Here is a 12,877-nt window from a genome sequence, read left to right on the forward strand (position 1 = left end):
TTTCGCCGGTGGGCAGGGTGAAGCGGTGCATCGTCGGGTGCCGGGTGTCAGATCCCCATGGTGATGGCGAGGCGAGTGAGGTCGGCGGTGGTGTGGGCGTTGAGCTTGGTGCGGATGCGGCGGAGGTAGGCGTCGACGGTGTGCTTGGAGAGTCCCATGTGGCGGGCGGTCTGCAGGTAGGTGCGGCCGGCGGCGATGTGGCGCAGGGCTTCCTCCTCGCGGGGGGCCAGGGAGGCTGCGGCGTGCGGCTCGGTGAGGGTGAGGCTCATGGGATTTCCTCCGCCGGATCGGCTGTCGCACGCCAACACGGCGGAGGGGCCGAGGCAAGGCAAGAGCGGGGTCGGCCGCGGGTTCAAGGCGATCCCCAGCGGAACCGCATACCGGCTGTCGCCCGGCGCACGTCGTAAGGCTGGTCGGGATGCTCGAGCAGCCCTAGGAGCACGATCACAGCCCGCGCTTCGTCGCCGCTGATCAGCTTCAGTCACGGTTCACTCACACCATCGAGAAGCACGTCCAGGAGTTCAAAACGTGCCCCGAGACAGCCATCATGAGCCTGCTCGCTGCAGTGTCTTTCGGCCTGCCTAAGCTTCGATCATGGATTTGTGGGAGCGGTGGGCGGAGTGGAAGAGGCTGCGGGGGCAGGTGCCTGTGTGGCATCCGGTCGGGGTGGTGGTCGACGCCGACGGGCCGGTCGTGCGCCGACACTACGGGACTCATGGCACCGTCGAGCACGCCCCCCTCGTGCCCGGGGCGGACATTGCCGGGCTGGTGCGCGTCCAGCAGGAGGCGTTCGCGGAACGCGGTGAGCCGGTGGAGTGGAAGGTGTACGGGCACGACTCACTGGACCTGGAGCCAGCGTTGGCGGCTGCGGGATTCACCGCGGGCTGGGCGCGTTCCGTGCTGATCGCCGGCCCCCTGTGCGATGAGGAGCGCGGCGCCCCGCCTGCCGAGGTGGCCGACCGTCCGGCGGAGCTGCCCCGGCAGGGGGTGCACAACCTGTACGGCGTGCGGGATCAGGCCGAGCGGGCATGGAAGGTCGCCGTCGGGTCTCCGGGACCCCACGCGATGCCCTACGCGGAGATGATCGCGGACGGTGCCTCGGATGACGGTGACGTGTTCATCGAGGTCCTGTTGGAGGCCGGCCTCGTCGGCGCCGTCGCATGGATGCACGCCGAAGAAGGCTGCCCCTTCGCCGTCGTGGGCGGTCTGACCCGCGACGACGCGGACTTCGTCAAGGCGTGCACCGACGGATGGCGCAGGCTGTGGCGGGGCACAGCCCTCCTCGCGGAGGCCGACGGGCCTCTGCGCGCTCGGCTTCTGGAGGCAGGGTTCAGCGAGGCCGCCACCGTCCGCTCGTACCATTGGAGCCCGCCGGACTCCCCCGAGACGACCCGTCCCGCACAATTCCTCGACTGGCTCCATGACGACGGCCCGCTGTGGGATCGCTTCTACGCGGACTTCGACTTCAAGCCGAGCACCACATACCGGCCCGCGATCACAGATCCTTCCCCTTCAGCCGTCTGGGACCTGCACTCCCATCATCGCCTCGTCCCGGACCTCCCCGCGGAACTCGACGCGATCGTCCGCCGCGGACTCCTCGCCGCCACCAGGCCCGGGGAGTTCGTGTACTGGCTGGACTGGCAGCACAACGGCTACCGCTACGACCCACGCCGCACCGACCTCCCCGGACGGCCGCCCCGCCCCGGCGAGGGCACGTACCCCAACGGCGACTACTACCTCCACCTCACCGATGACCTGCGCCTGGGCACCTTCGGACACCCCTGGGAACAGACACTGACCGTCTGGGGCGCGACGCTCCTCGCTGCTGTCGAGGCGGAGTTGACCGAGCTGCTCGGAGAGCCGGTCAGGCACAGCCACTGAGCACCTGCGGTCAGAAACAATCACCGCAGTTGGCCGGAAACGACCTCGCAGCCCAGGTGCCACACCCGTGGGGCACGGGCAGAGCGTCCTACTTGGCCGAACGGGCACGTGTCCTGGGCGGTGTCCGCGCCGCGAGCGAGGCCTCGGGCTGGAGAGCCCTGAGGCCTCGCACGTGAGAGGCCGTGGCTGTCGACTGCCCGCTACGGTGCTGGGGTGTACGTCACCACCGTGTCGCCGCACTGGTCGGCGATGGTGTGCAGCGCGTCGTTCTCTGCTTCGTCGACCGCCAGTTCACGTGAGCGTCAGAGTCTCGGCGGCGGGTCACAGCTGCCCTGCCTGCCGAGGCTGGTCGACCCGGGTGCGCAGTTCTACCTGCGGTTTTCCGCCGGCAGCCCGGTCGGGTGCAGGTGCGTCCGATTGAGTATGCGGGTACGGCGCTTCGTGTGCGGCAACCGGTTGTGCGGGCGGTGGACGTTCGTCGAGCAGATCGAGGGGGAGTTGAGACCCGGCGCCACGGCCGGTGGGCCGAGGATCTGCGGGCCGTGCTCGCCAAAGGTCTTAAGGATGGCCGGTCCTGATGGGGACGACGGACAACCTCGGCCGCGGGTGTCAGTGCCCGCGCCTAGGGTGCCGGGCATGATCACGTTCACCGTCCAAGAGTCCTGGGACCGCATCGAGAGCTGGCTCGCGCGGTACGCCCCCATCACCCACGGGCTGCTGCGGCCGCCGGCCGTCCTGGCGGACATTACGGCGGCCGAACGGCGGCTGGGGGTGGCCTTCCCGCCCGACCTGCGGGAGTCGCTGCTGCGGCACGACGGTGTGGAGCTCCAGGATGGAACGCTCCAGCTCGACTACTACGGACCACTGTCCGGAGTCGGGGAGATCGTCCGGAGCACCGAGTTCCTGCGCGGGGTCGGGAAGGATCTCGCCGAGGAGGAGGCCCAGCTCGATGAGGAGGAACGCGACGAGTACGCGTACTGGCCGCACGAACGACTGCTGATCACCCTGGGCATCGGCTGGCAGTCCTCCGACGGCCTCTTCCTGGTCACCTGCCCCGGCCCGCACCACGGGCGAGTCGGCCGGTACTTCGACGAGTCGGGCTCGACCTTCACTCCCCGGGTGGGACTGCGGCACGTCCTCTCCGACTTCGCCACGGCCTTGGAGGACGGCCTGCCCTTCGACGGGCGGACACCCCTGGCCTACGAGGGCCGGCTGATCTGGGACGGCGGCGGGACGTTCCTCACCGACCCGACCTCCGCCCTGGACATTGCCGCCGGAGCCCCAGAGCCGCAGGCCCCACCCGCAGCCGAGCCGGCCCCGCCCGCCTCGCAGCCCGACGGGGCCTACGCCGTCATCACCTTTGGGGGCAGCGGATTCTTCGGAGCCGAACCCGCACTGCCCGTGCAGCCGGACGTCGTGTTCGTGGCGGGCATCGACCCTGGGGAACTGCTGAACCGGTTGGGCTCCCTGCCCGCGACCGCCAGGCCGCGGACCCGGGAACAAGTGCGGCTGTCCGCCGGTGCGCCCTGGGCCGCGTACCGTCCGATGGTTCGGGCCGGGTCCTGCGGTGACGGGTGGTCGTACGCAACACAGGAGGGCGGCGATGCCCAGTTCGACCGTCCCGAGGTGCTGGAACGACTGTCCCGCGGAACCCGGGTGGTGCGGCTGGTGAAGCAGGGACCCGAGGTGCGCGTGACCGTCGTGGAGGACGGAACGCAGCGGCCGGAAGCGAGCCGCCGGGTCGAATCGCCGCGAGAGGACTACGTGACCGGCCCCGACGGACAGCCCGCGCTCGGCCCCGGTGGACAGCAGTGGCAGCGGATTGGCGTCGATCCCTGGCCCGGCTCGACGGCCGCCTACACCCGCCTGCTGGCAGGCCTGACCGCAGAGCACGGCATCGCCTTCGATCCGGAGGCCGACGCGGCGGCGCCACTGGCCAGCGCGCTACTGCTGCCGGTCCTCGACAAGGTGCCGGAGGCACGGCACCCGGTCACCGTCGTACGCGACGTCGACCTCGGCGCCCTCATAGAGCGAACTCCACCGGAGCTGTTGCGCTCCGCGGCGGCGGCACAGCTCGCCCGGCTGGCGTCGGAGACCGGAATCGACGGCTACCCGGAGATCGCCCGCGCGCTGGAGCAGGCCGGCCGGGGCGAGCCGGTGGACCTGACGGCCGACGGGGCCCTGGACCTACGGATGCGGACCATCCGGGCGGAGACCCGGGCCGTCCGCGGACTGCTCGACGCGGCCCGCCACCAGCCCGACCCGGCGCCCGTCACCGCGGCCGACCTCGCGACGTGGCACGGACGGGACGCGGCAACAGAGGCCCTGCGCCGGTTCCTTCTCCTGCCCCTGCCCGCAGCGGTAGAGACAGTCCTGAGCCTGCGCGTATCTGTGCACTGGCGAGACGAACTGGCGGCGGATCTGGCCGACTAGGTTTTGTCCGGCCGATCATGCGCGGAGCCAGATGACGAGGGCTGCGGCAGTAGCGGTCCCGAGGAAGATGTAGCCGCGCTTGTCGTAGCGGGTGGCCACAGCTCGGGCGTGCTTGAGCTTGTTGATGGCCCGTTCGACGGTGTTGCGCTTCTTGTACCGCTCCTCGTCGAAGCCCGGTGGCCGTCCGCCGCGTGAGCCTTTGCGCAGGCGGGCGGCCTGGCTGTCGATCTTCTCCGGGATGGTGTGCCGGATGCCCCGGCGCCGCAGGTACTCACGGCACGGCCCGTTGCTGTAGGCCCTGTCCGCCGCGAGGCTGTCAGGCTTCTTCCGCGGCCTGCCCGGCCCGATCCTCGGGACACGGATCTTCTCCAACACCGGCTCGAACTGCGTGCAGTCCGCCCGCTGTCCCGGTGTGACGATCAGGGACAGCGGGCGGCAGCGGCCGTCCGCACTCAGCCAGATGACCGCGCCCAAGCAGGTGGCAGGGAAGGGCGACGTGGCGTGGTCGTTGCACTCCGCCCCGCTTCCCCGTGCATCCTCTGGGCTCAAGGAGGCCTCCATGACAGACCATCCGAACATCGCCGTGTTCAGACGCGCCATGAACGCTTTCTCGGCAGGCGACATGGACGCCCTGGCCGAGGTGTTCCACCCCGACGTGCGGTGGCACGTCCCCGGCCACTCCCCGCTGGCTGGCGACTTCCAGGGTCGTGAGGCCACCTTCGCCACATTCGAGCTCGACTTCCGACTGTCGGGCGGCACCTACCACCCGGAACTGCACGACGTGCTCGCCAATGACGCGCACACCGTCGCCCTGCTGCACGCCACGGCGTCCCGTGACGGAAGGGAGCTCGACATGGACTACGTCATCGTTTTCCACATCAGCGACGGAAGGATCACCGAGGGCTGGGAGCTGTGGGCCGACCAGAGGGCGTTCGACGCGTTCTGGTCGTAGCCTCCCGTCTCACGTGCGGCCACCTCTCCCAGTGGGCCTCCGGCGCGCATCCATACCGCGCTGACGCGTGCCGGCTGGGCATCCCACGTCAGCGACAGTCGATGCCGTCAAAACTCGGGTTCTGGATCACTTTTGGTGCCAGAGCCACGGAGGGTAACCAGCCCCGCGATCAGGAACGGTCGTGACCCACGACCTGCGCCTGCCCACGGAGCTGCCCAGCCTTCACAGGGTGGTACTTGGCGCGGCCCGTGCCGGCGACGGCGCGAAGCTCTAGGCGATTCAGGACTACGGGTTGCGCGATCTCGCCGCAATGGCTACTGACCGGTCCCGGCGCGGGAGATCGCGGGGAAGTCCACGGCCGTGTCGACGTAGTACTTGCGGATCAGCGGGCCGAAGCTGTTCGGGTCGTTGCCGAGGAGCATGAGCTTGATTTGCGCGATGGCGTCCGTGTGAGTGAGCGCGGATACCTTCGTGGCGGTGTCGCCGATGGTTTTCTTGGTCGTCCACGTCTGTCGGGCCTCTGTCGCGGCACTGACGTCGGGGTCGAAGGCCAGGAAGAAGGGGCGTCCGCCGGGGCCGCCGTCGTTGCCGGTGGCGAGGAGCGCGATCACGTGAAATCCGGCCCCGTTGGATTGGATGAACAGGCTCTTGGGTCCGCCGACGTGGTCGGTCGGGCCCTTGACGGTCACGGCGCGGCCGGCGTGCAGGCGCTCGCTGATCGCGGTCCACTTGGCCGTGATGTCCCCGGCCGCTGACAGGTCCGCGGGGTCGTACAGCCCCCCTGCTCCGGGCGAGCTGAGGGCGGTCCCTACGCGCTTGCCGCGGCCCTCGCAGAGCTTGTCCCGCATGCCGGTGAACATCGTGGTGGTCGGCAGCTGCAACCAGAAGGTGACGCGGTCGAGGACGGTTCCCGTGCTCGGCGCGGGATTGTTGTCGATCGCGGCCCCGATCCGGGTCCGCAACGACGCGACCGCCGGGTTGGTCACGTCCGCTTGCTGAAGGTACGCCTGCTCGATCATGAAAGATCCCCCCATCCAGCTCCGTTGCTCCCACTATGGCGTACGGAACGCGCTACCGGTGGAGCAACCGGAGAAGGACCAACAGCGGTGCTGGACAAGCTCTAAGGCGATGACTGGATTCGCCCCGATCGACGGCTTCGTGGGTCGGCGTGGCGGGGGTTGAAGCTGGATGCGGCCGTTGTTGCTGCGGCCGGGCCCTATGGGGAGCCCTGTTTCCTACCGGCTGCGGAGGGAACCGCTTGTCAGCTGTTGGGGGGCGTCAGCAGCGATGTCGGCGGCTCGGGTGTGCAGCCGAAGGGGCGTCACTTGGCAGTCTAGTGACGCTCCGTGACTAGTGCACAGAAGTTGAGCCAGAACCCGAGAACGAGCAGCAGATGTTCACCACTTCGGGAGGCAGTGAGGCTGGTAGCTGTTCGATTTCTCTTGCCGGCTTGAGAGCCCCGAGGTGTATTCGCTGACCATGTCGCCGGGTCGGCTGGCACCGCACGTCGTCAACACCTCTCTCCGGAAGCCATCACGAAGGTTGCCGATGATGTGACACTGGGTCATCTGTCGATCACGCTTCAGAGGAGCCTTGTCATGTCGAATGTCCCTGCTGACCTCAAGTACACGGATAATCACGAGTGGGTGCGCACCGAAGCTGACGGAACGCTGACGGTCGGCATCACCGACCACGCCCAGCACGCGCTTGGGAACATCGTGTTCTTTGATCTGCCCCCGGTGGGAAAACAGGTCAAGGTCGGGGATGCCATCGGCGTCGTTGAGTCGGTGAAGGCCGCATCCGACATCTACAGCCCGGTCTCCGGCGAGGTCGTCGCAATCAACGAGGAGGCCGCCGACTCGCCCGAGGAAGTGAACAGCGACGCCTATGGCGTCTGGCTGCTCAAGATCACGCTGGCGAACGGCACCGGCGACGACAACCTGCTCGACGCTGCCGCCTACACGAAGCTGATCGGCTGATCGACTGACCCTGCTGCGTGACCTGTCTGCTGCACTGGCCGAGGCTCTGGAGAGCTTCGGCCAGCCGCAAGACAACAGGGTTCGAGACGGCCCCTCCGTTCCGACGTGCAAATCGTTCGATTTCCACGGCAGCCGAGTGCCTCCCGAAGTGGTGAACATCTGCTGCTCGTTCTCGGGTTCTGACTCAACTTCTGTGGTCTGTGATTGCGGGCACCGGTTACCCGGCCACTCGACCGACCACGTGGCCGGGGCGCGGTCTAGAAGTAGCCGGCGCGCATGTGCTGCGTGAGGTTGTCGAGGATCTCACGCAGCCACGGGCTGCTGCGGATGTTCGGCAGCCGGACCAGGGCGTGCCGGAAGGTTTCCGGGTCTGCTCGAAACAGGTGGCGGGGGCGCGGCGCGGGTGGGTCGAAGTCGTCGCGGAGGACGCCTTCGGGGAGGACGCCCGACGTAGGGACGGGCGGGTCCGGTTCAGGGAAAGCCAGCCACAGCCACACCCCGAACGGCAGCGGCACCGGGTACGCCGCTGGGTCGGCCGGCGCCCAGACCTCCCCCGTCTGCGGATGGGTCGGCACGAGGAGGACGTCGGCCTCGCCGTCGGGAGCAGGTCGTCCCGGTCCGGCCAGGACGGCGCGCCGCGGCGGCGGACCTGCGGGCAGCATGGCGTCGAGCGCGCGCCGGAACACCTCCGTGGCCAAGCCGTCCGGGACCATCACGGGCCGCCCCTCCGAGGCGGCCAGCAGGTGGGCGAGTGCTTGGCCAGCCGCCGCCTCCCACTGCGGGCTCCACGACCACCAGTGATTCGACCAGTGGCCCGCTCCCAGCCGCGACCCCCACCTGGAGATCGGCTCGAACGGGGGTGTGCCCTTGCCCTCCGCAATCAGATCCGCCCAGGAAAGCGGTGCGGCGTCGGCGCCGTCGACGGAGCGGCGACGTACGGCGTTGGGGGCGAGCCACATGGCCTGCCAGAGCGAGCAGTCGTCGATCCGGCTCGCCACGGGCAGACCACACGCCGCACAGGCCACGTTGGGGCCAGCAGCGCCGTCCAGCCCACAGCAGTAGCCGTCTCCGCGATTTTCCGGGATCAGTACGGTGCCGTGGGCGTCGCCGGGTGCGATGACGGTCGCGCCAGGCGCTCCGTCGGACAGGGCGTAGACCGGCGCGTAGACACCGCGGGCGGCTGCTTCGTCCGGATGGATCTCCTCCCACTTGCGCCACGGTGGTCCCCAGGGCTCCGAGTCCACGGCGAACGTGCCCGACTCCATGAGCACCGGGAGCTGGGCCCCATTCCCGTACTTCTGGTGGGCGTGGACCGGCAGGGCGACCTGGGACAGCGGGGTGGTGAGCTCAGCACCGCACCCCGCACACACGAAAACGAACAAATGCCCTCCGCCTGGGAAACAGAGGCATCATCGCAGTCCGGCAGCAGCTAGCCAACCAGTTTCGGGTGGGGCCGGACGACAGTCATCTGTCGCGCAGCGTGCGTGTCCACAGAAGTTGAGCCAGAACCCTTCGACGCGTACAAAGCCAGCGCTGACACCTCCATCGATCGCGGCGGCGTCTACCGGCACCCGATCCGGTACGTGCGCCTGCGCCTGGACGCGACCGTCGACGAGGTGCCCCGGTTCGGCGGGGGCCCGGCCGCCCGCAGGTTGAGCGGCCACGACGACTCTGGGAGGCAGAGCCGGTAGCCGGTGGGCCTTTCTGGACCTCATATCAGCTGCGGCGCCACGCCCGCTGGGTTGTGGCCTTGGGGGCTGTGTGTCAGCGGCTGGTGGGGCTGGCGGGGCTGCCCAGGTGGCGGGGGCGGGCCGGTGGGGGATGAAGTTGTCGGGGAGGGGTTGGAGCCGGGGTTGGACGAGAGGCCTGTCGTCGGTGAGGGATCGTGCGGTGAAGCCCGCGACGTAGGCGTTGGTGGCGGGCTGGAAGCTGATCAGGCTTCCCACGGGCTGGTTGGCGGCCTTTTCGATGACGGCGAGGAGTTCGTCTGCCCAGCTGATGCCGGCATGGCCGGGGACGGCCTGCCCTGTGCTGGGCAGAGCCAGGGCCAGGAGTTCGCGGTCACCGGTGACCCGCAGGAGCAGATGCTCGCGTCCGGACGTGATCGCGGTGATCCGGTCGCTGCGGATACGCATCTCGCCGACGCGTAGCCAGACCCGAGACCGCCCGGCGCTCACCATGGGCGGGCCGGTGAGGGCGGGACCGCGGACGCGCGGCTGCTGTGAATGCTGTCCATGGGGCCACGCTCCCAGGATTGGGGTGGTACGCGCTGGGAGTCGGGACGATTCCCGCATTGAGCCCGTTGGCGCACGGCCTGGCCGCTACGCTCAAGATCACGCCGTGCCGACAGGAGTGTGCGGACGAGGGCAGGTGCCCCAGGCGCTCTGGCGATCACCTGACCGCACGAGGTGCCCCTGCCGGCGGCAGGGGCAGGCGAAGCGCCACCTGTGCCGCGCCCCGACCTGAGCGCGCGCATACCGCTGAGGGAAGTTGCGTTTGATGCTCACCAGGGCGGGCCGCGAGCGCGTTAGCCTGACGTTTTCGAGACTTGTCTCTTCACGGCGCCGTTAAGGGCTGTCCCGTAAATGATCTCTGGGTGGCCTCGGGCTTGGTGGGGTGCTGTACGGCTGGCTGGCTATCCGGCGAGGGCGAGGTTGTGCATCCGTGCGATGCCGAGCATGGCGTGGTGGACACCGTCGCCTTTGAGGCGGCAGTCGCGGAGGATCTTCCAGGTCTTCATGCGGGCGAAGGCGTGCTCGATGCGGGCGCGGACCTGCTTGTGGGACTTGTTGTGGGCCTGCTTCCAGCCGGGCAGTTCCTCGCCCTTGCGGCGCCGGTGGGGCATCACGAGCCCGGTGCCCGGATAGCCGCCGTCGGCGATCGTCATGGTCGTGCCGACCACGGCCTTCGCGCCTGACTCCTCCCACGCCTTGCAGTCGTTGCGGTTGCCGGGTAGGGGCCGGCCGACCACCACGACAAGGCGGGTCTCGGCATCAATGACGACCTGGTGGTTGGTGGAGTAGCGGTAGTTTTTCGACTGCGCGGCGACAGTGTGATCGCGGGTGGGCACCAGGGTGCCGTCCACGATCAGCACGGTGTCCTTCGCGAACCGCTTGCGGGGCTGGAGAGCGAGCATCGGCCCGAGGTGATCGATGATCCGGTCCGCCGCCGACTTGGAAACTCCGAACAGTGGGGCCAGCTGGCGCATGGTGAGGTTCGTGCGCCAGTAGGCCGCTACCAACAGTGCCCGGTCCTCCAGCGGCAGGCTCCACGGTCGGCCCCTGCGGCCCGCATCCGCACCCTCGCGCCGCAGAACCGTCACCAGCTTCCCGAACTGTCGCCGGCTCAGCCCGGCGAACGGGGCTATCCATGACGGCTCCGACGCCGTAATCACACCAGACACCACAAGATCTTTTCACGGGCCGCAGTGCTGGCCTGCGGGTGGTCAGGAGGGGAATCGCTGCGGTTCCACAGCCTTGAGCAGGCACTCACGGTCGTCTGCGCTGATCAGTCCATCCGGAAGAGTCTCGTCCTCCAACAACGCGCGCAGGGCGGAAGCGTGTGCGGCGAAGGCGGCCCTGCACCACTCGCGTTCCGGGTGATCCCAGTCCTCCCCGAACAGCAGCACCTGACGTTCATCGTCGGCGTCGACGGGCGGAGACAGCTCTGCGGCAACGACCAAGAGGTCAATCAGGCCGGGCCGCACCGCAATTTCAGGGACGGCTGCCAGGCGGATCAGGAACGGCAGGGCAGCCGACATCGCGGCGCTCACGTGGAAGACGCTGTTCATCAACACATTGCCCAGCACCCGCAAGGCCTCGGGGCCGGCTACCTCGTCCAGGAGACCATGGAACAGGACCGGGATCCCGGCAGGGCACCCAGGAATCTGTGACCAGTTGACATCGGCGCAGCCCAACAGCGCGGGGTGGTCGCGTACAGCTTGCTCCATCTGCGGATGTTCGCGGAGGAACCGCGCGACGGCAGCCTCCTTGACCGCCGCATCCATCACACACATCTCCATGCCCCCGCTCCCACGCCCTCGCCCCGAACGGCGTCCGCAGGACGGAACCCTTCCCGGTGCGGGCGTCGAACGCAAGCGCCGAGGCCAGTAGCCGACACCTCCCACCCTCGGGGTAGGGCCAACCAGCCCGGTACGGATTCCGCGACAGCCCTTAGGAGCAGCAGCCCCGCCGGCATACGGAGTTTCTGGTGCCCCGTTCCATGGCCACGCTGCCGAGTGAGATCACCGGTACGTGCTGTGGCACAGTTGCGTCGGTGATGGCGGTCGCGCAGCACGTCCTGGCGACGGTCTCCGCGGACCGCGGGGACGTCCTGCGCGAGCTACTGCGGGCGCGTGCCAGTTTGCGGGAGATCGCGGTCCGCCTCGACGCTCTCGATGCCAACGGCACGACCGCGGTGGGGCTGGAGGGGGTCCAGGCCGACGCCCGTGCGGCGGTGCTGCGAGTGGATGAGGCGACGGTGCCGGTGATGCGGGAGAGGCGGGCCCGGTCGTGATGATGGACCTCGAAGAACTCCCCGACCTGCCCGTCCGCGTCCTGCTCGAACTCGCCGCCGCATGACTTGCATCCGGCCAACCTGATGCCCGGCTCCGACGAACTCTTCGAGGTGCCCCGCCAACGCCAGGTCATCGACCGCCCCTGCCGCCGCGCCGTGCTATCAGCCTTGTATCGGCGCTACAGCCATCCGCGCCTTGTGGCGTTCACCCCTGCCTGGAATCTGCTGACCGCCCCGAGTCTCTCCATCAGGTTGGACATCATGCGGCTGACGGTGCGGGGGGAGACGGAGAGCGTGCGGGCCGCGGCTTCGTCCGTGTCGCCCGCGGCGGCGAGGGCCAGGAGCGCTCGTTCTGTGGGGGTGCAGCCGTTGGAGTCGGGGCGAGGAGCCGCCCCAAAGGGTGTACCTGCGGACCAGCACTGCTCGAACAGCGCACGGAGGGCGGTGACGATGCCCGGGCTGAGGATTTCGAGTGCGCCCGCGCGGGGGTTCTCGGGATCGACGGGGATGATGGAGACACGGCGGTCAATGATGATCATTTGTATGGGCACGGTGGGTATGGTGCGCATCTGACCACCGCGCTCCGTCAGCCATCGGGCGTACGCGAGGGTGTCGGGGTCGTTGCGGAAGCTGTCGCGGCACACGGCTCGGATGACGACTCCGCGGCGCAGGGCCTCTTCGTTGAGCGGAGTGGCGGCGCTGCGGGCGTCCGGGCGGTGGGCACCGCCGGGGTTCAGTGACAGGCATTCGAAGTGGGTGGTCCGCTGGAGTTGTTCCAGTCTTGTGCGGATCGCGTCGAGGCCTTCGAGCCGGGTGGAGCTGTCGGACAGTCTCGTGCCGAGGTGGGCGGCGGCGATGGCTGCTATCTCCGCTCGGGCGCTTTCCACCTGGGCCTGGCGTTCAGCGATCTCCGCCTCGGCGGAGGCCAGCAGGGTGGCGAGTCCGACTTCGGGGCTGACCGGGCGGAGGCCGGCCGCCGTCTGGCCCGACGGTTTGAGTAGGGCGAGGCGGGCGAGTTCGTCGAGGGCGCTCCGTGTCGCCTGCTCGTCCAGTCCGGTGTCCGTGACGAGGGCGGCCACCCCGTGGTCAGGTCGCTCGAGCATCGCCCGATAAACAG

General features: G+C 69.0%; 13 protein-coding genes. 6 read left to right on the top strand and 7 right to left on the bottom strand.

Annotated elements, in window-relative coordinates; genetic code table 11:
* Positions 1–47: 47 nt before the first annotated feature.
* The gene (locus AC0666_RS32850) at positions 48–269 is read right to left on the bottom strand and encodes a response regulator transcription factor (RefSeq protein ID WP_468974459.1); all 222 of its coding nucleotides are present in this window, start codon (positions 267–269) and stop codon (positions 48–50) included.
* 325 nt (positions 270–594) lie between these two features.
* Here AC0666_RS32850 and AC0666_RS32855 point away from each other — a divergent pair, with 325 nt between their 5' ends.
* Together AC0666_RS32855 and AC0666_RS32860 are read left to right on the top strand one after the other, a co-directional pair.
* Positions 595–1,881 carry a DUF2716 domain-containing protein gene (locus tag AC0666_RS32855; RefSeq protein ID WP_468974461.1) on the top strand — a complete coding sequence of 429 codons (1,287 nt, stop codon included), beginning with the start codon at positions 595–597 and terminating at the stop codon, positions 1,879–1,881.
* Between the two features lie 636 nt (positions 1,882–2,517).
* A complete protein-coding gene (locus AC0666_RS32860) occupies positions 2,518–4,314 on the top strand; it encodes an SMI1/KNR4 family protein (protein WP_478708991.1) in 1,797 nt (598 codons plus the stop codon).
* A 15-nt stretch (positions 4,315–4,329) separates the two neighbouring features.
* Here the strand turns inward: AC0666_RS32860 and AC0666_RS32865 are convergent, their stop codons facing one another.
* On the bottom strand, positions 4,330–4,863 hold the full coding sequence (locus AC0666_RS32865; RefSeq protein ID WP_478708992.1) for an IS5 family transposase: 534 nt from the start codon (positions 4,861–4,863) through the stop codon (positions 4,330–4,332).
* 10 nt (positions 4,864–4,873) lie between these two features.
* Here AC0666_RS32865 and AC0666_RS32870 point away from each other — a divergent pair, with 10 nt between their 5' ends.
* Positions 4,874–5,266, top strand: a complete 393-nt coding sequence (locus AC0666_RS32870; protein WP_468974467.1) for a nuclear transport factor 2 family protein — start codon at positions 4,874–4,876, stop codon at positions 5,264–5,266.
* Positions 5,267–5,580: 314 nt separating this feature from the next.
* Here AC0666_RS32870 and AC0666_RS32875 read toward each other — a convergent pair whose 3' ends face one another.
* Positions 5,581–6,285: a hypothetical protein gene (locus tag AC0666_RS32875; RefSeq protein WP_468974469.1), complete on the bottom strand. Its 705-nt coding sequence runs from the start codon at positions 6,283–6,285 to the stop codon at positions 5,581–5,583.
* 579 nt (positions 6,286–6,864) lie between these two features.
* Here AC0666_RS32875 and gcvH point away from each other — a divergent pair.
* Positions 6,865–7,245: a glycine cleavage system protein GcvH gene (gcvH, locus tag AC0666_RS32880; protein WP_468974471.1), complete on the top strand. Its 381-nt coding sequence runs from the start codon at positions 6,865–6,867 to the stop codon at positions 7,243–7,245.
* 257 nt (positions 7,246–7,502) lie between these two features.
* On the opposite strand, the gene AC0666_RS32885 is transcribed toward gcvH, so the two are convergent.
* Positions 7,503–8,627 (bottom strand): hypothetical protein, encoded by a 1,125-nt coding sequence (locus tag AC0666_RS32885; RefSeq protein ID WP_468974473.1) that lies wholly within the window; start codon positions 8,625–8,627, stop codon positions 7,503–7,505.
* 471 nt (positions 8,628–9,098) lie between these two features.
* Between AC0666_RS32885 and AC0666_RS32890 the strand changes: the two genes are divergently transcribed.
* Complete coding sequence (locus AC0666_RS32890) at positions 9,099–9,395, top strand: hypothetical protein (RefSeq protein WP_478708993.1); 297 nt, start codon at positions 9,099–9,101, stop codon at positions 9,393–9,395.
* A 485-nt stretch (positions 9,396–9,880) separates the two neighbouring features.
* Here the strand turns inward: AC0666_RS32890 and AC0666_RS32895 are convergent, their stop codons facing one another.
* Complete coding sequence (locus AC0666_RS32895) at positions 9,881–10,648, bottom strand: transposase (RefSeq protein ID WP_468974478.1); 768 nt, start codon at positions 10,646–10,648, stop codon at positions 9,881–9,883.
* Between the two features lie 42 nt (positions 10,649–10,690).
* The gene (locus tag AC0666_RS32900) at positions 10,691–11,251 is read right to left on the bottom strand and encodes a hypothetical protein (protein ID WP_468974481.1); all 561 of its coding nucleotides are present in this window, start codon (positions 11,249–11,251) and stop codon (positions 10,691–10,693) included.
* Positions 11,252–11,523: 272 nt separating this feature from the next.
* On the opposite strand from AC0666_RS32900, the gene AC0666_RS32905 reads away from it, so the two are divergent.
* Positions 11,524–11,760: a hypothetical protein gene (locus AC0666_RS32905; protein ID WP_468974483.1), complete on the top strand. Its 237-nt coding sequence runs from the start codon at positions 11,524–11,526 to the stop codon at positions 11,758–11,760.
* Positions 11,761–11,939: 179 nt separating this feature from the next.
* On the opposite strand, the gene AC0666_RS32910 is transcribed toward AC0666_RS32905, so the two are convergent.
* On the bottom strand, positions 11,940–12,863 hold the full coding sequence (locus AC0666_RS32910; protein WP_478708994.1) for a LuxR C-terminal-related transcriptional regulator: 924 nt from the start codon (positions 12,861–12,863) through the stop codon (positions 11,940–11,942).
* Between the last annotated feature and the right edge of the window lie 14 nt (positions 12,864–12,877).

The organism is Streptomyces sp. NPDC043680 (genome assembly GCF_056436685.1).

Excerpts from the sequence above, each read along its gene's own strand:
- AC0666_RS32850 (WP_468974459.1), bottom strand. The coding sequence starts at position 269 with ATGAGCCTCACCCTCACCGAGCCGCACGCCGCAGCCTCCCTGGCCCCC.
- AC0666_RS32855 (WP_468974461.1), top strand. The coding sequence starts at position 595 with ATGGATTTGTGGGAGCGGTGGGCGGAGTGGAAGAGGCTGCGGGGGCAG.
- AC0666_RS32860 (WP_478708991.1), top strand. The coding sequence starts at position 2,518 with ATGATCACGTTCACCGTCCAAGAGTCCTGGGACCGCATCGAGAGCTGG.
- AC0666_RS32870 (WP_468974467.1), top strand. The coding sequence starts at position 4,874 with ATGACAGACCATCCGAACATCGCCGTGTTCAGACGCGCCATGAACGCT.
- AC0666_RS32875 (WP_468974469.1), bottom strand. The coding sequence starts at position 6,285 with ATGATCGAGCAGGCGTACCTTCAGCAAGCGGACGTGACCAACCCGGCG.
- gcvH (WP_468974471.1), top strand. The coding sequence starts at position 6,865 with ATGTCGAATGTCCCTGCTGACCTCAAGTACACGGATAATCACGAGTGG.
- AC0666_RS32900 (WP_468974481.1), bottom strand. The coding sequence starts at position 11,251 with ATGGATGCGGCGGTCAAGGAGGCTGCCGTCGCGCGGTTCCTCCGCGAA.
- AC0666_RS32905 (WP_468974483.1), top strand. The coding sequence starts at position 11,524 with ATGGCGGTCGCGCAGCACGTCCTGGCGACGGTCTCCGCGGACCGCGGG.
- AC0666_RS32910 (WP_478708994.1), bottom strand. The coding sequence starts at position 12,863 with ATGCTCGAGCGACCTGACCACGGGGTGGCCGCCCTCGTCACGGACACC.